The following is a 20,886-nucleotide window of genomic DNA, read 5'->3' as shown; positions in this document are numbered from 1 at the left end:
TGCGTTACAACCCCAGAAACGCTTTGGCCATGATGTTGCGCTGGATCTCGTTGGACCCGCCATAGATGCTCTGCTTGCGCCAGTTGAAGTAGATGCCGGCCAGGCCGAGCGCCCAGTCCGGCGCCACATCCACCTCGTTGCCGTCATCCTCGCCCTCCGGGTCGCCATCCACCCAGGCATAGGGGCCGGCCGCCTTCATCAGCAGCTCGGCGCACATCTGCTGGATCTCGGTGCCCTTGATCTTGAGGACGGAGGTCGCGGGATCGGGCTTCTTGTCCTTCCGCTTGGTCTCGGTGGCGATGACGCGCATGACGGTCATCTCGAGGGCCTTCAGCTCGACCTCGATCTCCGTCACCTTGCGGCGGAAATCCGGGTCCTCCATCAGCGGCCGGCCGCCATCCATGCTTTCCTGGGCGATGACCTTCAGCCGGCGGATCCGCTCCCGGCTGGCGCCGACCCGGGCCTGGCCGAAGCGCTCATTGCCCAGCAGGAACTTGGCGCAATCCCAGCCGCGGTTCTCCTCGCCGACCAGGTTCTCGACCGGCACCTTCACATCGTCGAAGAACACCTCGTTGACCTCGTGGCCGCCCTCAATGGTGATGATCGGGCGCACCGTGATCCCCGGCGTCTTCATGTCCACCAGCAGGAAGGAAATCCCCTCCTGCTTCTTCGCAGTCGGATCGGTGCGGACCAGCAGGAAGATCCAGTCGGCATGCTGCGCCAGGGTGGTCCAGGTCTTCTGGCCGTTGACGACGTAGTGGTCGCCCTCCCGCACCGCCCGCGTCTTCAGGCTGGCGAGGTCGGAGCCGGCCCCGGGCTCGGAGAAGCCCTGGCACCACCAATCGTCGAGGTTCAGCATGCGCGGCAGGAAGCGCTGCTTCTGCGCCTCGGTGCCGAATTCGATGATGACCGGCCCGCACATGTTGATGTTGAAGCCGAGCGGCGAGGGCGCCGGCGCCTGCTGCAGCTCCTCGCGGAAGATGTAGCGCTGCGCCAGGCTCCAGCCCGGGCCGCCGGCCTCCTTCGGCCATTCCGGCGCGGCCCAGCCGCGGGCGTTCAGCTTGCGCTGCCATTCCACCACCATCTCCTTGGTGGGGGATTTGCCGGCGATCATGCGCTCCCGCGTCGCCGCCGGCAGCTCCCTGGCGATGAAATCGCGCACCTCCCGGCGGAAGGCGATTTCCTCTTCGGTGAAGCGGAGATCCATGGTTCCTCTCCCTCAGGCGGCCTTGGCGGATTTCAGCGTGGCGAAGCTGCCGCCCTCGGCGGCCAGCTTCTCGATCAGCGCGGCGGGCCTGAGATTGGGGTCGCCCGTCGCCTCGGCGTAATGCGCCAGCTTGTCCCGCACCGCCTTCAGCCCCAGCCGGTCGGCGAAGAACATCGGCCCGCCGCGGAAGGCCGGCCAGCCGAAGCCGTTGATGAAGATCACGTCGATATCGATCGGCCGGTAGGCGATGCCTTCCTCCAGGATACGCGCGCCCTCATTCACCATCGGCAGCAGCACCCGCTCCAGGATCTCCTGGTCCTCGATCTTCCGCCGCCGCACCTGCATCTTTTCCGCCAGGTCGAGGATGATCCGCTCGACCTCCTTGGAGGGCATGCGCTTGCGGTTCTCGTCGTAGTCGTAATAGCCCTTGGAGGTCTTCTGCCCGAGCCGCCCGGCCGCCACCACCGCATCGGCAACCGGCGCCACCGTGCCGCGCGCCTTGCGCACCGCGGCGCCGATATCGAGCCCCGCCAGGTCGCCGGTGGCGAGCGGCCCCATGGCCATGCCGTAGCCTTCCATCACCCGGTCGACATCCTGCGGCAGGCAGCCTTCCAGCAGCAGCTTCTCGATCTGCGGGCCGCGCTTGCCGGTCATCCGGTTGCCGACGAAGCCGTCGCAATTCCCCACCAGCACCGGCAGCTTGCCGATCCGCTTGCCCACCTCGGTCGCGGTGGCGATCGCGACCGGGCTGGTCTTCGTCCCCTTCACATTCTCCAGCAGGCGCATGACATTGGCCGGGCTGAAGAAATGCATCCCGATCACCAGCTCCGGCCGCTTGGTCGCGCTGGCGATCTCGTCGATGGAGAGCGTCGAGGTGTTGGAGGCCAGCACGATGCCGGGCCGCGCCGCCTTGTCGAGCCGCGCGAAGACCTCCTTCTTCACCTCCATGTTCTCGAACACCGCCTCGATGACGAGGTCCGCCTCGCCCACCGCCTTCTCGAACGCGGTGGTGCCGGAGAGCAGGGCGCGGCGCTTCTCGTACTCCGCCTGGGAGAGCCGGCCGCTCTTCACCGTGCGCTCCCAATTCGCCTCGCAGCGCTTCAGGCCCTTCTGCAGCGCCTCCTCGCTGGTCTCCACGATGGTCACCGGCAGGCCGAAATTCGCCGCCGACATCGCGATGCCGCCGCCCATGGTGCCGCCGCCGATGACGACCAGCTTGTTCACCGGCAACGGCTTCGCATCCGCCGGCAGGTCCGGGATGCGTACCGCCTCGCGCTCGCCGAAGAAGATGTGGCGCAGCGCCTGGCTCTGCTCGCCGGCGACCAGCGTCTGGAATTGCTCCCGCTCCACATTCAGCCCGTCCTCGAAGGGCATGGTGAAGGCGGCCCGCACGGCGGTGACGCAGCCCTTCGGGCTCTCCTGGCCGCGGCTCCGCGCCGTCAGCTTCTTTGCCGCCTCGTCGAACGCCGCCGCGTCATAGCCGGCGATCCTGTCCGTGCGGTTCTTCGCCAGCACGAATTTGTCGCCCGCATGCTGCCGCGCCCAGGCCACCGCCGCGTGCTCCAGCTCGCCCTCCAGCACCGCGTCGATGAAGCCGAGCTTCAACGCCTCCGCCGGGCTCACCGGATCGCCGGTGACGATCAGCCGCAGCGCCTCCAGCCCGATCAGCCGCGGCAGGCGCTGGGTGCCGCCGGCGCCCGGCACGAAGCCCCGCTTCACCTCCGGCAGGCCAAGCTGCGCGCCCGGCGCGGCGACGCGCGCATGGCAGGCCAGGGCGAGCTCCAGCCCGCCGCCCAGCGCATTGCCATGGATGGCGGCGATCACCGGCGCCCGGGAATTCTCGATGGCGTCGAACACCTCGTTGAGGGAAGGCGGCTTCCGCGGCTTGCCGAATTCCGTCATCTCCGCGCCGGCGGAAAAGCCCCGGCCGGTGCCGATCAGCACGATGGCCCGCGCGCCCTGCTTCGCCGCGTTCTGCAGCCCCTGCAGCAGCCCCGCCCGCACTTCCGTGCGCAGCGTGTTCACCGGGGCATTGGCAATCCGCAGGATGTGAACATCGCCATCGAAGGCGTGCTCGACGTATCGGGGCTCCTCGGCCATGGCGCCGGTCCTCTCCATCCCTTGGGGTTCTTGTCAGCAAGCTAGCTAACTATTTTCGGCCGGTGAAACAGGCGCGTCAACCGCGGCGGGGGCCTGGGCGCGACGCCGCCAGCTTCGCCAGCGCCGCGCATTCTACGTAGCTTGCGGCGCGATTCACGCTTTTCGGCAAGCCGCCCTACGGCCAGCCGCCGCGCAGCAGCCCGATATAAAGCAACGCCACCGCCAGCATCACCAGATAGGGGCTGGCCCCGCCCAGCAGCGCCGCGGTGCAGGAAAGCAGCAGCAAATAGTCCAGCCATCCTGCCCCATCCGCGCGCATCAATGTCAGCACGCCGGCCAGGATCAGCCCCACCGCCACCGGCGCCAGGCCGCGCTCGATCCGGCGCCGCACCGGGCTGTCCCCGCGCCGCCGCCACCAGCCGCCCACCGCCAGCAGCAGCGCGGAAGAGGGCAGGTAGAGCGACAGCGCCGCGGCCGTGGCGCCGAGGAACCCTGCCGCCTCCCACCCCACCAGGGCGGAGATCAGCGAGCCCGGCCCCGGCGCGGCGCGGGAGATGGCGAAGAGCTCATTGAAGGTCCGCGCCGTCATCCAGCCATGCACCTCCACCGCCTGGCGCTGCATCTCGGCGAAGATCGAGGTGCCGCCGCCGAGCGAGACGAGGGACAGCGGCGCAAAGACCAGGATCAGCGCCAGCAGCCGCTCAAACATGCTCATGCCAGGACAAAGCGAGGGAGAGCGGGATGGCCACGGCCACCACCGGGAGCATGGGCCAGCGCAGCACGCCGACCGCGACGCAGACCAGCACCACGATGCCCCAGGCGCGCACACCGCGCAGCCGCCGCCCTGCCCGGGCCGCGACGGTGAGGGAATTCGCCAGCCCCGCCACCGCCAGGCCGCCCAGCACCACGCCGAAGCCGGCCATGCCGGCGCCCCAGCCATAGGCCAGGGCAAGACCCAGGATGAACAGGAAGGGCGGGCCGAGAATGCCGAGAAAGGCCATGGCCGCGCCCGGCAGCCCGCGCAATTGCTGGCCGATATAGAGCGCGAGGTTGACCGCGTTCGGCCCGGGCAGCACCTGGCAGAGGGCGATGCCGGCGAGGAAGGCCTCGTCGCCCATCCAGCGGCGCTTCACCACCACTTCCCGATGGATCCAGCCGGAAAGGCCGCCGCCGAAGCTGAGCATGCCCAGGGTGACGAAGACCCGCAGGATCTCGCCGAGCCCCGCCTCCCCGGCCGCCATCCCCCTGGGCTTTGCCTCATTGGGCCTCGCCTCATTGGGCCTTGCCTGTTGCGCCACGCCGCCCCCGCCGATCACGCATCTGTTGTCCGGCAAAGCCGGCAGGCTGTCGAGCCTGCCCTGAAGCGGCCACAGCCTGGCGCCAGGTTACGGGCCCATGTTGCGGAGCGCCGGCAGGCGATGATCGGGACCCGATGGCTTTGCGCCGGCGCGGCGCTGGCGCTGCTGCCCGGCTGCGTGCAGGTGCAGCCCACGCCCTACTACGCCGCGCCGGCGCCGGCCGTCGGCTCCCCCACCGCGGCGGGCGCCGTCACCGGCGCAGCGGCGGGCGGGCTGCTGGGCGGGCTGCTCTCCAGCCGCCACGACCGCGGGGCGGGCATCATCGGCGGCGCCGCGGCCGGGGCGCTGGTGGGCGGGCTGCTGGGCCATGCGGCGGAGGCCGAGCAGCGGCCGCCGCCCGCGCCGCCGACCTATGTGGAGCCGCCGCCGCAGGGCTATGGCTACGCCCCGTCCCCGCCCTATACCCAGCCGCCGCAGCCGGGCTATGCGCCGCAGGGCTATGGCTACGGCGCGCCCTACCCGGGATACGGGGCACAGGGCTACTGAGGCAGGGCCGCCGTATCGGATAAAGCGGAAATGGGGACGCCGCCCCATGCCGCCGCCGGAGGGCGGACCACTCCCCGGACCCCCGGTGAGAGCTTCGGAGCCGAGGGGCGAACCCGCCGGCTCATCGAACTCCGCAGGCAGCGCCCCGTCATCCGGCGGGTGCCAGGCGGCAAGCCCGCTCTTGCCCATTCTTCGGCTTCCTTTTCCAGGCCGGCCGGCATGCGGATGCTGCCCCTTCCTCCCCTGGCCTCCACGCCGGAACGAAGGCATCATCCCGCCCAACCAGCCTTCGGGAAACGCCATGCGCCGCCGCCACCTGCTTGCCGCCGCAGCCCTCGCCCTGCCCGCCCCGGCCCTCGCCCAGGGCACGGGAGATTGGCCGAACCGCCCCATCCGCCTCATCGTCCCCTTCCCGCCCGGCGGGCCGAACGACATCATCGCCCGGCTCTACGCCCAGCCCATGATGACGCTGCTGAAGCAGCCCATCGTCGTCGAGAACCGCGCCGGCGCCGGCGGCGGCATCGGCGTGGACGCCACCGCCAAGGCAGCGCCGGATGGCTATACGCTGGTCATCACCTCCTCCGGCTCCCTCGTCATCAACCCGCATACCGGCACCCTGCCCTACAAGGTGCCGGACGACCTGACGCCCATCAGCATCGTCACCCTGGTGCCGGAAGCGCTGGTGGCGCCGCCCTCGCTGGGGGTGAAGACGCTGCCGGAGCTGATCGCCCTGGCGAAGCGCCAGCCGGGGAAGATCAATATCGGCACCGCCGGCGCCGCCGGCATTTCCCAATTCGCCGCCGAGCTGCTGCGCATCCAGACCGAGACCGACATCACCGTGGTGCCCTATCGCGGCGCCGCGCCGGCCGTGACGGATCTGCTCGGCGGCTCCGTCCAGCTCCTCTTCGCCGATCTGCCGGTGGTGATGCCGCATCTCCGCAGCGGGGCGCTGCTGCCCCTGGCCCTGGCCAGCCGCCAGCGCAGCCCCAGCCTGCCGGACCTGCCCATCACCGCCGAATACGGCTACCCGGAGCTGCTGGCGGATAATTGGTACAGCCTGCTCGGCCCCGCCCGGCTGCCGGCGCCGATCCTGGCGAAGCTCTCGGAGGTGGCCAAGATCGCCAGCGAGGCGCCGGAGGTGAAGGACGGCCTGGCCGCCCAGGGCGCCCAGGCAAGCTGGACCACGCCGGAGGCCTTCCGCGCCCGCATCCTGCAGGAATCCGAGGTGTGGCGCCGCGTCGCTCAGACAGCGAATATCCGGGTGGATTGAGCCGGCGACGGCGGTGCGGCGCCGGGAAGCCCGGCCGCCAGCGCCCCGGCTCCGCGGGGCAGCGGCCCGTGATGCCAGCCCTGGCAGTGGCCTGCCTTGCCGCTCCGCTCGCCGGAATTCCATAGCGCTGCGCGGGCTGGGGCGCCGCGCGGGCTGGGGTGGGCGGCCGGGCTCAGCCGTGCTGCCGCCGCGCCTCCTGCAGCACCGGCAGGGCGAGGGCCGCCAGCACCCGGCCGGGGGCGAGATCACCCGGGGTGTAGCGCCCCTCCTCCGCCAGGACGTTCAGCGTGCCGAGGGTACGGCCGCGCCAGCGCACCGGCAGGTTCATGGCACAGCCGCAGCCCAGCGCCTCGATCAGCACATGGTCGGCGAAGGTGGCGCGGATGGCCGCCACATCCACGGACAGCCAGGGCTTGCCCTGCTGGAACAGCCGCCGGGTCCAGGGCGTGTCCTGCACCGGCTTGCGCCCGCCGGGCGGGTAGATCTCCGGCTGGCTGGAATGGACCCGCAGATTCCACCCGGCCTCGGCATCATGCAGCATGATGGAGAAGAGCAGGGGCGAGAACATCTCCTCTGCCGCGGCGCCAAGGGCCAGGTAGCCCGCCTCCACCTGATCGGCCTCGGCGAGCTGGAGGGTCAGGCGGGAGAGCGCAGGAATCGGGTCCAATCTGGACATGGCACCAGTATAGTCACGCAGAGGCGATTTTCCGGCCGGTAAATTATCCGGGCGGTCGGCAATTCCTGGGCGGGTGGGGCCGGGTGGTCAGCCCAGCGCCCGCTTCACCGCCTCATTCACCAGGGCCGGGTTGCCCTTGCCCTGCATCGCCTTCATCACCTGGCCGACGAAGAAGCCGAACAGCTTCTCCTTGCCGGATTTGTACTCGGCGACCTTGTCGGCATTCGCCTCCAGCACCTGCGCCACCATGCGGTCGATGGCGCCGGTATCCGTCACCTGGCGCAGTCCGCGCTCCTGCACGATGGCGCCGGGCGACTTGCCGGTCTCGATCATCGCCTCGAACACCGCCTTGGCCAGGGTGCCCGACAGGGTCTTGTCCGCCAGCAGATCCAGCAACTGGCCGAGATGCTCAGCCGGCACCGGCGGCTCCGCGATGCTGGTCTTGAGGCGGTTGATGGCGGCGAAGAGGTCGCCCGTCACCCAATTCGCCGCAACCTTGGCATCGCGCCCCTTGGCTACCGTCTCGAAATAGGCAGCGGTCTCCTTCTCCAGCGTCAGCACATGCGCGTCATAGGGCGTCAGCCCCATGGCGACGTAGCGCGCGCGCCGCTCATCCGGCAGCTCCGGCAGGGAGGCCTTGAGCCGCTCCACCCAGGATTGCTCGATCACCAGCGGCGGCAGATCAGGGTCCGGGAAGTAGCGGTAGTCATGCGCATCCTCCTTGGAGCGCATGGAGCGCGTGACGCCGCGGCCGGTGTCGAACAGCCGGGTTTCCTGCTCGACCGTGCCGCCCTCCTCCCACACCTCGATCTGGCGGCGCGCCTCGGCCTCCACCGCCTGCATGACGAAGCGGATGGAGTTGACGTTCTTCACCTCGCAGCGGGTGCGGTAGCCCTCCCCGGCCTTGCGGACGGAGACATTGACGTCGGCCCGCATCGAGCCCTCGTCCATGTTGCCGTCGCAGGTGCCGAGGTAGCGGAGGATCTGCCTGAGCTTCGAGAGATAGGCCCCGGCCTCCTCCGGCGAGCGCATGTCGGGCTCGGAGACGATCTCCATCAGCGCGACGCCGGAGCGGTTGAGGTCGATGAAGCTCTTGGTCGGGTGCTGGTCGTGCAGGCTCTTTCCCGCATCCTGTTCCAGGTGCAGGCGGGTGATGCCGATGGTCTTCACCGTGCCGTCGCCGAGTTCGATCTCGATGGCGCCGGTGCCGATGATCGGGTGGGCGTACTGGCTGATCTGGTAGCCCTGCGGCAGGTCGGCGTAGAAGTAGTTCTTCCGGTCGAAGCGCGACCAGAGGTTCACCTGCGCCTTCAGCCCGAGGCCGGTGCGGACGGCCTGCGCCACGCATTCGCGGTTGATGACCGGCAGCATGCCGGGGAAGCCGGCATCGACCAGGCTCACCTGGCTGTTCGGCGCGGCGCCGAATTCGGTGGCGGCGCCGGAGAACAGTTTTGCCAGCGACGTGACCTGGGCGTGGACTTCCAGGCCCACGACGATTTCCCAGGGGCCGGTGCGGCCTTCAAGCGTGTAGGACATGGCCTCGTTCCTTCTCGGCCCATTCGAAGACGCGGCGCTGTTCCGCCGCGAGGAAGGCGACGGCGTCGCCGTCCGGGATGATGCGGCCGCAGCGCTCCGCGGCCCGGGCGAAGCCGATCAGCGGCCGTCCGCGCATGGCGCCGTGCGGCACGCTGCGCTTGTCCACCACGATGGCCGAGAGCAGCGGCCACCCATGTTCCGTCGCCCGGCGGCAGAGATGGAAGAGATGCGGATCCATCCGCCGCCGCGCCGCGTTCCACGGCACCCCGGATGCCTCAGCGACATCGCCATAGCTCAAAAACCGCCGCGCTTCCGCTGCCGCCCGGATCGCCGCGAAGCTCCGCGCCAGATCCAATGTTCCTATGTTCGGTTGAAGCGCCTGCTCCTCCGTCCCGGCCACAGTTTTGTAGGGCGGGGCGGCATCGCCGGGGTCAAGGATCGCCGCAGGCGACCGGCGCAGCCGGCGCGCAGCGTCCTTGAGGCCGGCGATGCCGTCCTGCCATCCTCGCAGTGCCGGGGAGGCGATGCTCACACCGCCCCCGCCCGCAGCCGGGGCAGCGCGTCGAACCCTGCCGCCTTTTCGATGGCAGTACCCACCGCGAACACCGTTTCCTCGTCGAAGGCGCGCCCGATCACCTGCAGCCCCAGCGGCAGCCCCTGCCCGTCCAGCCCCGCCGGCACCGCCAGCCCCGGCAGCCCTGCCAGGTTCGCCGGCACGGTGAAGACGTCGTTCAGGTACATCGTCACCGGGTCGTCCTGCTTCTCGTCCATGCCGAAGGCAGCGCTCGGGGTCGCCGGCGTCACGATGGCGTCCACCCCCGCGAAGGCTGCGTCGAAGTCCCGCTTGATCAGCGTGCGGACCTTCTGCGCCTTCAGGTAGTAGGCGTCGTAATAGCCGGCGCTCAGCACATAGGTGCCGATCATGATGCGTCGCCTGACCTCCGCCCCGAACCCCGCCGCGCGGGTGCGTTCGTAGAGGTCCTTCAGGTCGCTGCCCTTCTCCGCCACCCGCAGCCCGAAGCGCACGCCGTCATAGCGGGCGAGGTTCGAGGACGCCTCGGCCGGCGCCACGATGTAGTAGGTCGGCAGCGCGTATTTGGTGTGCGGCAGGCTGATCTCGACCGTCTCGGCACCCTCGGCCCGCAGCCAGTCCAGCCCCTGCTGCCACAGCGCCTCGATCTCCGGCGCCATGCCGTCCAGCCGGTATTCCTGCGGCACGCCGATGCGCAAGCCCTTCACCCCGCGGGCGCAGGCGGCGGCGAAGTCGGGCACCGGCACATCCGCGCTGGTGCTGTCCTTCGGGTCGAAGCCGGCCATGCTCCGCAGCAGGATGGCGCAATCCTCCACCGTCCGCGCCACCGGCCCCGCCTGGTCCAGTGAGGAGGCGAAGGCCACGATGCCGTAGCGGCTGCACCGCCCGTAGGTCGGCTTGATGCCGGCGATGCCGCAGAAGGCCGCCGGCTGCCGGATGGAACCGCCCGTATCCGTCGCCGTCGCCCCCAGCGCCAGCCGCGCCGCGACCGCCGCCGCCGAGCCGCCGGAGGAGCCGCCCGGCACCAGCCGCGTATCCGGGTCGTTCGCCCGGCTCCAGGGATTCTCCACCGGCCCGAAGGCGGAGGTGGTGTTGGAGGAGCCCATGGCGAACTCGTCCATGTTCACCTTGCCGAGGAACACCGCGCCGTCCCGCAGCAGGTTGGCACTCACCGTGCTCTCATAGGGCGGGATGAAATTGCCCAGGATCCGGCTGCCCGCCGTGGTCCGCACGCCGGCGGTGCAGAACAGATCCTTGATCGCCAGCGGCACGCCTTCCAGCGGCCCGGCGATCCCCTCCTTCCGCCGCGCATCGCTGGCGCGCGCCTGGGCCAGCGCCTGCTCCCCCGTCACTGTGGTGAAGGCGTTGATCCGCGGGTTCAGCGCCTCGATGGCGCGCAGATGCGCCTCGGTCAGCTCGACGCTGGTGACGAGGCCCTCGTTCAGCGCCTCGATGGCGCCGCGCAGGGTGAAATCCGTGGGATGCATTACTCGACCACCTTCGGCACGCCGAAATATTCGCCCTGGCGGTCCGGCGCATTGGCCAGCACCTGGTCCGGAATGCCGCCATCGGTGACGACATCCTCCCGCATGCGCAGGGCGACGGCGCCGCCGCCCGCCATCGGCTCCACCCCCTCGGTGTCCACCGCCTGCAATTGCTCGATCCAGCCGAGGATGCCGTTCAGCTCCGCCTGCATGCGGCCGACCTCCTCGTCTTCCAGCCGGATGCGGGCCAGCGAGGCGATGCGCCGGATGGTGGCGGTATCGAGCGACATGGGGGTTCCCGTTGCAAGCGATAGGGGGGCTATAAGGCCCGGCATGGCGCTCTTCAACCTGAGGGACCTCCGGGCCGCCCTGCCGCGCGGACAAAGGCTGATCGGCCTCGACCCTGGGGCGAAGCAGATCGGCGTGGCGCTGTCCGACGTCTCGCTGCTACTCGCCAGCCCCTATGCGGTGCTGAAGCGGGGCAAGCTGGCGGCCAATGCGGCGGAGGTGGCGGCCATTGCGCGCAAGGAAGGGGCGGGCGGGCTGGTGGTCGGCCTGCCGCTCGGCATGGATGGCAGCTTCGGCCCGGCCGCCCAGGCGGCGAAGGATTGGGGGATGGCCATCGCCACGGCCACCCAGCTTCCCGTCGCCCTCTGGGACGAACGGCTCTCCTCCGCCGCGGTGAACCGGATGCTGGTGCAGGAGGCCGATCTCAGCCGGGCCAAACGCGCCGAAGTGGTGGACCGGGCGGCGGCGGCCTGGATGCTGCAATCCGCGCTGGACGCCACCCAGCCAGCGAGGGGCGCCGCCCCTCCCTGACCCACCCCGCCAAGGGCCGAAAGGCCCCTGGACCCCTTGAGTCTCAGGCCAGGGCCGCCCCCACCCTCTCCATGAAGCCGTTCAGCGCCGTGGGGTCCACCCAGCGCAGCACCGCCACCACCCCGCCCTCCGGCTCCACCCAGGTGATGTTCCCCCCTGCGCCGGAGAAGCAGAAGCTCGCCGCGCTCGCCGCCGGCCAGCGCGTCCGTCCGGTGTTCAGCCACCACAGCAGCCCGTAATGCGGGTTCAGGGCGCACGGGGTGCGGCATTGCGCCACCCAGCCCGCCGGCAGCAGCCGTCGCCTCTCCCACACCCCGTCCTGCAGGCAGAGCTGGCCGATCCGCGCCTGGTCCTCGGCATGGATGAAGACGCCGCCGCCCCAATGCCCGCCGCCGGACACGCTCTGCACGCGCCGCCCGCCGATCTCGACCCAGGAGGTCTCATACCCCTCCCACCGCCAGTCATCGGACGCCCCGATCGGCCGCATGATCCGCTCGGCGAACACCTCCGGCAGCGCCCGGCCGAATACCCGGAGCAGCGCCAGGGACAGCCGGTTCACCCGCACGTCATTGTATTCCCAATAGCTTCCGGGCGGCTGCAAGGGCCGTGGCAGGCCCTTCCGCCCCCGCCCCTCCACCGCCAGGCTCCGCCCGCGGTCGATCACGTCGGACTTGCCGAAGAGCTCCCCCTCCCATTCCGAGGTGTTCTGCAGCAAATGCCGCCAGGTGATGGCGCCGTTCTGCGCCCCCTCGAAGCCGCCATCCGCCACCAGCGTCCGCACCGGGGCATCGAGGTCCGGGATCAGCCCGTCCCCCACCGCCAGCCCGGCCAGGATCGCCAGGTAGCTCTTCGCCACGCTGAAGGTCATGTCCACCTGGCGCGTATCGCCCCAGCGCGCCGCCAGCCGGCCATGCCGCAGCACCAGCCCGTTCGGCGCCCCGCGTGGCGCGGTGCGGCCGAGAATGGCGTTGTCCGGCGGCCCCTCGAAATAGCCGGCCTCGATATGGGCCTTCAGGTCGCGCGGCCAGGGCGTCTCATGCGCTGCCGCGAATTCCACGGCAGCCTGCAGCGCGGCGGGGTCGAAGCCCGGTACGGGCTCCGGAATCGGCGGCAAGGTCATGCCGCCCAGGATGCGGCCTGCCCGGCCGCGTGGCAAACTGGCCGCCTCCTGCTGTAAGACTCCCTTCAGACGTCCCGGCCTTAGCTGCGTCCCGGCCGGAAGACCCTGCCCGCCAGACGGAAGCATCGCCCAGAATGAGCATCTCCGCCCCGCCGCCGCCCGCCGACCCCATCGCCGCCGGCCTCGCCTTCCTCAAGGCGCAATTGGCCAAGCCGGTGAGCTTCCAGGGCGGCCGGACCCTGGCGCTGGCGGAAACCGCCCAGCCCTTCAACAACAGCCGCTGGTACTGGACGGACGACAACGCCAAGGCGCTGGAGCTGCTGGCCCAGCCGGCGATCCGCGACGCCGATCCAGGCTTCACCGACCAGATCCTCGACTTCGTCCTCGGCATGTCCGCCAGCGACCTGATCTGGCGCCGGCTGGCGGAGCCGCAATTGCAGGCCTCGCAACCGGCGCCGCAGGTGTTCGAGGTCGTCAACCCCTTCCACCGCTTCTGGGGCGACCTCTCCCGCGGCATGGTGCTGCAGGGCGGCCGGTTCAACGATGGCCGCGACCGGGAGGCGGCGGCGCATACCGGCAACCTGGTCGAGTTCCGCCTGCAAGGCCGGACGCATTGCATCGATGTCGAGGACAGCATCGCCGAGCATGGCATGCTCCGCACGCCGGAAGCGGTGGTGCTGTTCCATGAAAGCGTGCTGATGGCGCCGAACAGCCGCTTCAACAACCGCCCGGAACGGGTCGGCACGCTGCGCTACGAATACATCATCCGGGCGGACAGCCCGGTGATCCAGCTCAAGGTCCGGCTGCGGGCGGAAGCCGGGGTGACGCTGAAGGCGGTGCGCATCACCACGGCCTGCGACAACCTCTCGGAACGCACCCGGCATTGCCGCATCGGCACCGCGGCCGGCTATGTCACGCCCGGCCTGCCGGCCGAGGGGCAGGCCTATATCCATACCGGCCCCTTCCGCCAGCTTGTCCTGCAGGAAGCCGGGCTGGGCAATTACGCCCATGCGCTGCACATCCAGCCGCAGCAGCCGGAGGCGGTGAAGACCGTCAGCGCGACGGTCGCCGGGGAGGGGCAGCTGCATTGGTGCCTCACCCGTTACGCCGCCGACTCGGTGCCGCCGGGCGGCGAATTCGCCATCAGCGAGAACCGGCTGCTGGTGACCGGCGGCACGCCGGTGCCGACGCCAGGGGTGGAGGCGCCGCTGCGCGACCCCGCCGGCCATGCCTGCATCGACCCGAGCGCCAGCTATGATTACGGCGCGGAGCTGAACGCGGTCGCCACCTATTGGGCGCATGCGACGCTCGGCAGCTACCGGCACCCGGTCGCCCCGGCCCGGCTGGCGATGCTGAAATCCTGGTTCGACCGCCATCTGGACGGGTTCTTCGCCTTCGCCACCCCGGCCGGGCATGCCGGCCCGGCGGTGTTCGTCCGCGGCATCTCCTTCGTCCTCCTCGCCCTCGACACCATGCTCCAGGCCAGCGGCGAGGCGCGCTATCGGCTGGCGCGGGACGCGGCGCTCGACATGCTGCTGCAGGCGCAGAAGGACGGCGCGAATGACGGGCTGTTCGTGGATTCCGGCGGCATCGTCGCGCATCTGGACTGCCACGCCGCCGCCATCCTGGCCCTGGCCCGGCTGGCGCGGCGGGATGGCGACCCCCGCCTGCCCCAGGCGCTGCGCCGCGCCCTGCATGCGCTGCGGCTCGGCACCGTCACCATGCAGCGCGACGGCGTCACCCTGCCCTTCGACACCATCACCCTGCGCAGCCGCAAGCCGGATGGCGACTGGTACGAGGAAGGCGCCTTCTGGACCTACAAGGCCGGGCTGCTGCTGCGCGCCCTGAAGCTGGTGCGGGCCCGCCGGGCGGAGGGCGTGCTGGCCTGGCTGCCCGAGGAATGGGACCGGCTCGCGATGCTGACCCGGCTATGCCAGGAGCGCCTGGCGATGACCGCCCGCCCCACCCCGGACGGCATCGAGCACCTGACGAGCCCGACGGCCGGGGAGACCAATTCGGAAACCCAGCCCTGGGTGCTGCTGGGGCTGATCGCCCCGGAACTGTCGCAGCCGGCGGCCGCGGCGGCCTAGAGCGTGATCGGTTGAGCTGCGCTCACCCGCCCCGCTTTAGCTCATTGTTCGGTCGCGTGATTCACGGTTTCAGTCGACTCGACCTCAACCGATCATGCTCTAGATCTTTGTTCAAGCGAGCAAATTGCTCCGATCAGGTGCTTCCACCTGATCGGAGTTTGCTCCGGCCGGTCGGATCCCAAACTCCCACCGGGGTCCGGGGGATGGTCCACCCTCCGGCGGGGATCGAACGCATGCATTCGATGGGGGCAGCGCCCCTGCAGGATACCGGGCAGCGCCTACCGCGCCGCGGCCGGCGTCCGCACCGCCGCCTTCGGCCCCGGCAGCTCGATCTCAATCGCCAGGGTGGACAGATCCCCGCCCCGGTCGAGGTTGACGTTCACCTTCCCCGGGTCGATCGCCACGTAGCGCGCCACCACCGCCACCAGCTCCTGCTGCAGCCGCGGCAGGAAATCCTCCCGCGTCCGGCCGATGCGCTCATGCGCCAGCACGATCTGCAGCCGCTCCTTCGCCGCGCTGGCGCTGGCGGCGGCCGGTTCCGGCTTGCGGGTGCTGCGGAAGAAATCAAGCCAGCTCATCAGGCCGCCCTCCCCCCGAACAGGCGCTTCAGGATGCCCGGCTTCTTCTCCGGGTCGAGGAAGCGATGCGGCAGCTCATCCCCGAGGAAGCGCCCCACCGCATCCTTGTAGGCCTGCCCCGCCACGCTCTCGGCATCCATGATCACCGGCGTGCCGGTGTTGGAGGCCTTCAGCACGCTCTCGCTTTCCGGGATCACGCCGAGCAGCGGGATGGCGAGGATCTCCCGCACATCCTCGAGCTTCAGCATCTCCCCCCGCTCCACCCGCCCGGCGTCGTAGCGGGTGACGAGGAGGTGTTCCTTCACTTTCTCCCTTTTCTCCTCCGCCCGCTTCGACTTGCTCTGCAGCACGCCGAGGATGCGGTCCGAGTCGCGGACCGAGGAGACTTCCGGGTTGGTGACGATGATCGCCTGGTCGGCGAAGTAGAGCGCCAGCAGCGCCCCCTTCTCGATCCCCGCCGGGCTGTCGCAGAGGATGTAGTCGAAATCCTTGCCCAGCTCCTCGATGATCTCGGCGACGCCTTCCTTGGTCAGCGCGTCCTTGTCGCGGGTCTGGGAGGCGGGGAGGATGGAGAGGTTCTCCACCCGCTTGTCGCGGATCAGCGCCTGGCTCAGCCGCGCCTCGCCCTGGATGACGTTGACGATGTCGAACACCACGCGGCGTTCGACACCCATAATCAAATCCAGGTTGCGCAGCCCGACATCGAAGTCGATCACCACGGTCTTCTTGCCGCGCTGCGCGAGGCCGGTCGCGAGGGCCGCGCTCGTCGTCGTCTTGCCCACACCGCCCTTGCCCGAAGTGACGACGATCACCTGCGCCATGAACGCATTCCCTTCTCGAATCCCCTGGGTCCAGCGGGCCCTTTCCACGCCGGTTGCGGCGGCGCCGCAAGCCTTGCCGGCAGGAAAACGCCCTCGCCTGCTCCCACCCCGTTCATCCGCCGCTCAGCCCAGCGGCCCGAAACGCAATTCCTCGCCCTCCAGCCAGACCTGGGTCGGCCGGCCGGAGGCGGCATCCCCGAGCTGTTCCCGCACCGCATAGAAGCCGGCGATGGCGATCAGCTCGGGGTCGAAATTCAGCGCGAAGACCCGCGCTTCCGGATTGTCCCGCGCGCCGGCGACGGCCCGGCCGCGCAGCGCGCCATAGACATGCACATGCCCGTCGGCGATCACCTCCGCCCCCGGATTGACCGTGGCGGTGACGACGAGGTCGGCGCCGGCGGCATAGATCCGCTGGCCGGAGCGCACCGGCTCCGTCACCACCAGGCTCGGCCGGCCGGACTCGGCGGGCGGCGGCAAGGGGGCGGCGGCGGGCTCCGGCGCCGCGGCGGGGCCCGGCAGCTCCTCGGCATCCCGCCCGCCCATGGCGCGCAGGGGGGGCAGGCCGGCGGCCTGGGCCGCCTGGCGCATCGCCGGCTGGCCGCCGCTGGTGCCGATGGGCACGATCTCCAGCGCGTGCAGCCCTTCGATCAGGGCGCGGAAATCCACCTCTTCCGGGGAGGCTTCGAGGTCGCCGAGGCCGATGACGATGGGGGCGAAGCGGAGGAAGCCGGGCGCCCGGCGGAATTGGTCGCCCAGGGCGGGCAGCACCGCCTCCGGCCGCGGGTCCAGCAGCCGCAGCACCAGCAGGTTGAAATTGCCGGCGCGCAATCGGAAGGTTTCGGGCAGCGTCTGGCTCAATTCAGGGACTCGGCTGGGGCGGAAGCGTGCGGGGCAGCATGAAGGGCGGGGCAGGCTCCGGTCTATAGCCATGCGATCTTCGCGGGCGAAGCCCCGGAGCGCGGTTATCCACGGGATTCGGCACGGCCGGGGCTTCGGCCGGCAGGGATGCCCGGGCCAGGCCCCCGGGGCGAATCGGTTGCGCCGGCAAACTCAGGCGGGGTCCGGGAAGGGTCTCCTTCGCGGCGGGGTCCAGGGCAAGGCCCCCGGGATGCGCCCGGTTCCGATCGGCGCTCTAATGCGGCGACAGCCGAGGAGCCTTTGATGCGGCCGATGACCCTGCTGGAGCCCTTCCGGGCCCTGTTCTACGCCCCCTTCTACCTGGCCGAGCTCCGCGGCGCCTTCGCCCGCCAGGGCGTGGAGGTGCGGCTGGTGGAGGCCGGCGGCACGGATGCCGCCTGCGCGAAGCTGCTGGCGGGCGAGGCGGATGTGGCCTGGTCCGGCCCCATGCGCCCCATGCTGCTGCGCAGCCGCGACCCCGGCTGCACCCTGCGCAGCTTCTGCGCCGTGGTGATGCGCGATCCTTTCCTGCTCCTCGGCCCCGCCCCGCGCCCCGGCTTTTCGCTGGCCGATCTCGCCGGCCTGCGGGTCGGGCTGGTGTCCGAGGTGCCGACCCCGGTCTGGTGCCTGGCCGGCGACCTGGCCGAGGCCGGGCTGCCCCCCCTGCCCCCGCCCGCCGGCCCTTCCATGGCGGAGAATGCCGCCGCCCTAGCCGCCGGCCGGCTGGACGTCGCCCAGATGTTCGAGCCCTTCGCCTGCCGCGTGGAGGATGAAGGCGGCGCGGTGCTGCACGCCCAGGCCAGCCGCGGCCTGACCGCCTACACCGCCTTCTACGCCACCGAGGCCGGCATCGCCGCCCGCCGCCCCGAGCTCATGGCGATGATCCGCGCCATGGACGAATCGCTGCGCTTCCTCCGCGCCGCCCCGGCGGCCGAGGTGGCCGCCCTCCTCGCCCCCCGCTTCGCCGATATGCCGCCGGACCACCTCCGGCGCGGCATCGCCCGCTACCAGGGCCTCGACCTCTGGGGCGCCGGCCCGCTCTTCCCGGAGGAGGCGCTGGCAAGGCTCGGTCGCGCCATGGTCGCCGCCGGCGCCATGCGCCATGTCCCGCCCTTCGAGGCCTGCGTGGACAACGCCATCGTCCGGGAGGCGCTGTCCGCATGAGCCGCCCCCCCATCGCCACCCGCGCGGATTTCCTCTGGTTCACCGAGATGCCGACGCGCTGGATGGACAACGACATCTACGGCCATGTGAACAACGTGCAGTACTACAGCTTCATCGACACCGCGGTGGCGCTCTTCCTGCTGGAGAACGGGGTGCTGGACCTCGCCACCAGCACGGAGGTGGGGCTGGTGGTGGAGACGCAGTGCCGCTACTTCGCGCCCATCACCTTCCCGGACCGCCTCACCTGCGGGCTGCGCTGCGGCCGGCTCGGCACCTCCTCCATCCGCTACGAGATCGGCCTGTTCCGCAATGCGGAGGAGCAGGCGAGCGCCGAGGCGCATTTCGTCCATGTCTATGTCGCCAGGGCGGAGCAGGGGCGGACCGTGCCGCTGCCGGCGAAGCTGCGCGAGGCGGCCATGCGGAAGCTTCTGCCCCCGGCAGGCTGAGCCCCCGATTGCGCAGCCTGCGCGGTTGCGCCAACGCTACGCGCCCCGACCGGAGGAAACCCCCATGCCAAGCCTCAGCCGCCTCGCGATCCTCGACGACTACCAGGGCGTCGCCCTGACCCTCGGCCCCTGGGACAGGCTGCCCAAGGGCCTCGCCATCGAGGTGTTCCGCGACACCATCACCGACCTGGAGGCGCTGGTCGCCCGCCTCGCCCCCTTCGATGCGCTGCTGATCATGCGGGAACGCACGCCCTTCCCGAAGGCGCTGCTCGACCGGCTGCCCAACCTCAAGCTGCTGATCACCACCGGCGCCCGCAACCGCTCCGTCGATCTGGCGGCGGCCACGGCGCGCGGCATTACCGTCTGCGGCACGCCGGGGGTGGGCAATTCGACGGTGGACATCACCTGGGGGCTGATCCTCTCCGTGCTGCGCCACATCCCGGAGCAGGAGGCCGCGCTGCGCGCCGGACGCTGGCAGGTGAAGCTCGGCACCGGGCTCGAGGGCAAGACGCTCGGCGTCATCGGCCTCGGCAATCTCGGCAGCCGGGTGGCCAAGGTGGGGGCGGCCTTCGGCATGAAGGTGCTGGGCTGGAGCCAGAACCTGACGGCGGAGAAGGCCGCGGCCGCCGGCGCCAGCCTGGCGACGAAGGATGCGCTGCTGGAGCAGTCCGACGTGGTGACGCTGCATGTCGTGCTCTCCGACCGCTCCCGCGGCATGATCGGCGCTGCCGAGCTGGCGCTGATGAAGCGCAGCGCCATCATCGTGAACACCAGCCGCGGGCCGCTGATCGACCAGGCGGCGCTGATCGCCGCGCTGCAGGAGGGCCGGATCGCCGGCGCCGGGCTGGATGTGTATGACCAGGAGCCGCTGCCGGCGGGCCACCCCATCCTCTCGGCGCCGAACACCGTGCTGACGCCGCATCTGGGCTATGTGACGGAGGAGAATTACCGCGCCTATTTCCAGGGCGCAGTGGAGGCGGTGGAGGCCTTCCTGGCCGGGGCGCCCATCCGCGAATTGCGCGCCGACTAGGCAGGGCTGGCGCGGGGGTGAGCGGAAGAATGGGGGCTCCGCCTCCATGCCCCCGGCAGAGGGCTCTGCCCTCTGCACTCCCGCCGGGGCCAGGATCTGGCCCCGGACCCCGGTCCGAGTTTCGGACCCGACGGTTCAGCCTGCCGACTCGCACCGGGGTCCGGGGAGGGGTCCCCTCCCCGGCACATTCGTTGCATCGCCCCTCCCGAACGATTCCTCGGGAGATTCCGCCGCCATGGCCCTCACCCGCCGCGCCCTGCTTGCCGCCGCCGCCCTGCCGCTGGCCGCCCCTGCCCTGCGCGCCCAGGACGTGACGGTGAAGATGGGCGCGCTGCGCCTCATCCACTCCATCGCCCCCTTTCTCTATGAGCGCTTCCAGCCTGCCGGCCTGAAGATCGAGGTCATCCCCTTCGAGAGCCCGACCGAGGGCAAGAACGCCGTGGTCACGAAGTCCGTCGATTTCGGCGCCTTCGGCATCGCCGCCGGCATCCTTGGCGCGGCGGCGCGGGAGCCGGTGACGGTCATCGGCTCCTGCTGCGACCGCGGCATGGCGGTGGTGGCGCGGAAGGACCTGCCCATCGAGAAGCTCGCCGATCTCCGTGGCCGCAAGGTCGGCATCTGGCCCGGCTCGACCCAGGAGGTCTTCATCCTCGAACGCCTGAAGATGGAGGGGATGACGGTGCGCGACATCCAGTCCATCCGCGTCTCCTTCAGCGAAATGCCCATCGCCCTCGCCCGCGGCGACATCGACGCCTATGTAGGCGCCGAGCCGGGCCCCGGCGTCTCGCTCGCCGCCGGCATCGGCAAGGTCGTGGAGTACCCCTATTCCACGCCCATGGGCTCGCTGAACATGATCTTCGCCTGCCATGCGGAGACGGTGACGCAGCGCCCGGACCTGGTGCGGCAGATGCTGAAGGTGCATCGCCAGGCCAGCGAATTCGGCATGGCCAACCGCGACGTGACCATCGAGACGGCGATCGCCCGCCTCGGCATGCGGCGGGATGCGCTGGAGCTGAGCCTGCCGAATGTCGAGCTGAACTGGCAGATGACGCCGGAGATGCTGGCCCGGTCGAAGACCTATGCGGACCACATGCTGGCGCTGCGCCAGATCCGCGCCCTGCCCGACTACGCCACCTTCTTCGAGACGAAATTCTCCGACGAGCTGGCCAAGTCGGCGGCCTAGCGCATGCGCCCGATCGCCGGAGGGCCTGCATCCGGAGAGGCGAGGCGGCCGCCGCGCATCCCGCACGCCGCGGGGCACCTGCCCGCGGG

The 20,886-nt window shown here is 70.6% G+C and carries 21 protein-coding genes; 8 read left to right on the top strand and 13 right to left on the bottom strand.

Going from position 1 to position 20,886, the window contains the following annotated elements; all coding sequences use genetic code 11:
- Positions 1-4: 4 nt before the first annotated feature.
- The 4 genes from E5N76_RS00910 to E5N76_RS00895 form a co-directional block, all read right to left on the bottom strand.
- Positions 5-1,207 (bottom strand): acyl-CoA dehydrogenase family protein, encoded by a 1,203-nt coding sequence (locus E5N76_RS00910; RefSeq protein ID WP_149535415.1) that lies wholly within the window; start codon positions 1,205-1,207, stop codon positions 5-7.
- A gap of 12 nt (positions 1,208-1,219) precedes the next feature.
- Positions 1,220-3,307: a 3-hydroxyacyl-CoA dehydrogenase NAD-binding domain-containing protein gene (locus E5N76_RS00905; protein WP_149535414.1), complete on the bottom strand. Its 2,088-nt coding sequence runs from the start codon at positions 3,305-3,307 to the stop codon at positions 1,220-1,222.
- A 175-nt stretch (positions 3,308-3,482) separates the two neighbouring features.
- Positions 3,483-4,022: a chromate transporter gene (locus tag E5N76_RS00900; RefSeq protein ID WP_149535413.1), complete on the bottom strand. Its 540-nt coding sequence runs from the start codon at positions 4,020-4,022 to the stop codon at positions 3,483-3,485.
- A complete protein-coding gene (locus E5N76_RS00895) occupies positions 4,009-4,548 on the bottom strand; it encodes a chromate transporter (protein WP_149535412.1) in 540 nt (179 codons plus the stop codon). The genes E5N76_RS00900 and E5N76_RS00895 overlap by 14 nt, the downstream gene beginning before the upstream one ends.
- Positions 4,549-4,725: 177 nt before the next feature.
- Between E5N76_RS00895 and E5N76_RS29280 the strand changes: the two genes are divergently transcribed.
- Both E5N76_RS29280 and E5N76_RS00885 read left to right on the top strand, forming a co-directional pair.
- Positions 4,726-5,151 (top strand): glycine zipper 2TM domain-containing protein, encoded by a 426-nt coding sequence (locus tag E5N76_RS29280; protein WP_187829895.1) that lies wholly within the window; start codon positions 4,726-4,728, stop codon positions 5,149-5,151.
- A 301-nt stretch (positions 5,152-5,452) separates the two neighbouring features.
- Complete coding sequence (locus E5N76_RS00885; protein WP_187829894.1) at positions 5,453-6,421, top strand: Bug family tripartite tricarboxylate transporter substrate binding protein; 969 nt, start codon at positions 5,453-5,455, stop codon at positions 6,419-6,421.
- 172 nt (positions 6,422-6,593) lie between these two features.
- Here the strand turns inward: E5N76_RS00885 and E5N76_RS00880 are convergent, their stop codons facing one another.
- From E5N76_RS00880 to gatC, 5 genes are all read right to left on the bottom strand, one after another.
- Positions 6,594-7,097 (bottom strand): GAF domain-containing protein, encoded by a 504-nt coding sequence (locus tag E5N76_RS00880; RefSeq protein ID WP_149535409.1) that lies wholly within the window; start codon positions 7,095-7,097, stop codon positions 6,594-6,596.
- Between the two features lie 87 nt (positions 7,098-7,184).
- Positions 7,185-8,633, bottom strand: coding sequence for an Asp-tRNA(Asn)/Glu-tRNA(Gln) amidotransferase subunit GatB (gene gatB / locus E5N76_RS00875; protein WP_149535408.1), 1,449 nt, complete (start codon positions 8,631-8,633; stop codon positions 7,185-7,187).
- Positions 8,617-8,898, bottom strand: a complete 282-nt coding sequence (locus tag E5N76_RS00870) for a hypothetical protein (protein WP_149535407.1) — start codon at positions 8,896-8,898, stop codon at positions 8,617-8,619. Before E5N76_RS00870 ends, gatB begins: the two co-directional genes overlap by 17 nt.
- 263 nt (positions 8,899-9,161) lie before the next feature.
- A complete protein-coding gene (gene gatA / locus E5N76_RS00865) occupies positions 9,162-10,652 on the bottom strand; it encodes an Asp-tRNA(Asn)/Glu-tRNA(Gln) amidotransferase subunit GatA (protein WP_149535406.1) in 1,491 nt (496 codons plus the stop codon).
- Entirely contained in the window at positions 10,652-10,939 is a 288-nt protein-coding gene (gene gatC / locus E5N76_RS00860; RefSeq protein ID WP_149535405.1) for an Asp-tRNA(Asn)/Glu-tRNA(Gln) amidotransferase subunit GatC, read from the bottom strand. The genes gatA and gatC overlap by 1 nt, the downstream gene beginning before the upstream one ends.
- 43 nt (positions 10,940-10,982) lie before the next feature.
- Between gatC and ruvX the strand changes: the two genes are divergently transcribed.
- A complete protein-coding gene (gene ruvX, locus E5N76_RS00855; RefSeq protein WP_149535404.1) occupies positions 10,983-11,468 on the top strand; it encodes a Holliday junction resolvase RuvX in 486 nt (161 codons plus the stop codon).
- A gap of 43 nt (positions 11,469-11,511) precedes the next feature.
- On the opposite strand, the gene E5N76_RS00850 is transcribed toward ruvX, so the two are convergent.
- A complete protein-coding gene (locus E5N76_RS00850) occupies positions 11,512-12,588 on the bottom strand; it encodes a serine hydrolase domain-containing protein (protein ID WP_149535403.1) in 1,077 nt (358 codons plus the stop codon).
- 134 nt (positions 12,589-12,722) lie between these two features.
- On the opposite strand from E5N76_RS00850, the gene E5N76_RS00845 reads away from it, so the two are divergent.
- The gene (locus E5N76_RS00845; RefSeq protein ID WP_149535402.1) at positions 12,723-14,678 is read left to right on the top strand and encodes a hypothetical protein; all 1,956 of its coding nucleotides are present in this window, start codon (positions 12,723-12,725) and stop codon (positions 14,676-14,678) included.
- Positions 14,679-14,956: 278 nt separating this feature from the next.
- Here E5N76_RS00845 and minE read toward each other — a convergent pair whose 3' ends face one another.
- The 3 genes from minE to minC form a co-directional block, all read right to left on the bottom strand.
- On the bottom strand, positions 14,957-15,256 hold the full coding sequence (gene minE, locus E5N76_RS00840) for a cell division topological specificity factor MinE (RefSeq protein WP_149535401.1): 300 nt from the start codon (positions 15,254-15,256) through the stop codon (positions 14,957-14,959).
- On the bottom strand, positions 15,256-16,077 hold the full coding sequence (gene minD, locus E5N76_RS00835; protein WP_149535400.1) for a septum site-determining protein MinD: 822 nt from the start codon (positions 16,075-16,077) through the stop codon (positions 15,256-15,258). The genes minE and minD overlap by 1 nt, the downstream gene beginning before the upstream one ends.
- Positions 16,078-16,200: 123 nt before the next feature.
- Positions 16,201-16,935: a septum site-determining protein MinC gene (gene minC / locus E5N76_RS00830; RefSeq protein ID WP_235907522.1), complete on the bottom strand. Its 735-nt coding sequence runs from the start codon at positions 16,933-16,935 to the stop codon at positions 16,201-16,203.
- A gap of 303 nt (positions 16,936-17,238) precedes the next feature.
- Between minC and E5N76_RS00825 the strand changes: the two genes are divergently transcribed.
- The 4 genes from E5N76_RS00825 (at position 17,239) to E5N76_RS00810 (ending at position 20,797) form a co-directional block, all read left to right on the top strand.
- On the top strand, positions 17,239-18,138 hold the full coding sequence (locus E5N76_RS00825; protein WP_187829893.1) for an ABC transporter substrate-binding protein: 900 nt from the start codon (positions 17,239-17,241) through the stop codon (positions 18,136-18,138).
- Positions 18,135-18,584 (top strand): acyl-CoA thioesterase, encoded by a 450-nt coding sequence (locus E5N76_RS00820; protein ID WP_149535397.1) that lies wholly within the window; start codon positions 18,135-18,137, stop codon positions 18,582-18,584. Before E5N76_RS00825 ends, E5N76_RS00820 begins: the two co-directional genes overlap by 4 nt.
- A gap of 64 nt (positions 18,585-18,648) precedes the next feature.
- Positions 18,649-19,614, top strand: a complete 966-nt coding sequence (locus E5N76_RS00815; protein WP_149535396.1) for a D-2-hydroxyacid dehydrogenase family protein — start codon at positions 18,649-18,651, stop codon at positions 19,612-19,614.
- A gap of 235 nt (positions 19,615-19,849) precedes the next feature.
- The gene (locus E5N76_RS00810) at positions 19,850-20,797 is read left to right on the top strand and encodes an ABC transporter substrate-binding protein (protein WP_149535395.1); all 948 of its coding nucleotides are present in this window, start codon (positions 19,850-19,852) and stop codon (positions 20,795-20,797) included.
- Positions 20,798-20,886: the final 89 nt, after the last annotated feature.

Source organism: Siccirubricoccus phaeus, assembly GCF_008360935.1.
Classification (GTDB): domain Bacteria; phylum Pseudomonadota; class Alphaproteobacteria; order Acetobacterales; family Acetobacteraceae; genus Siccirubricoccus; species Siccirubricoccus phaeus.
This window is presented reverse-complemented; position numbering and strand designations above follow the sequence as displayed.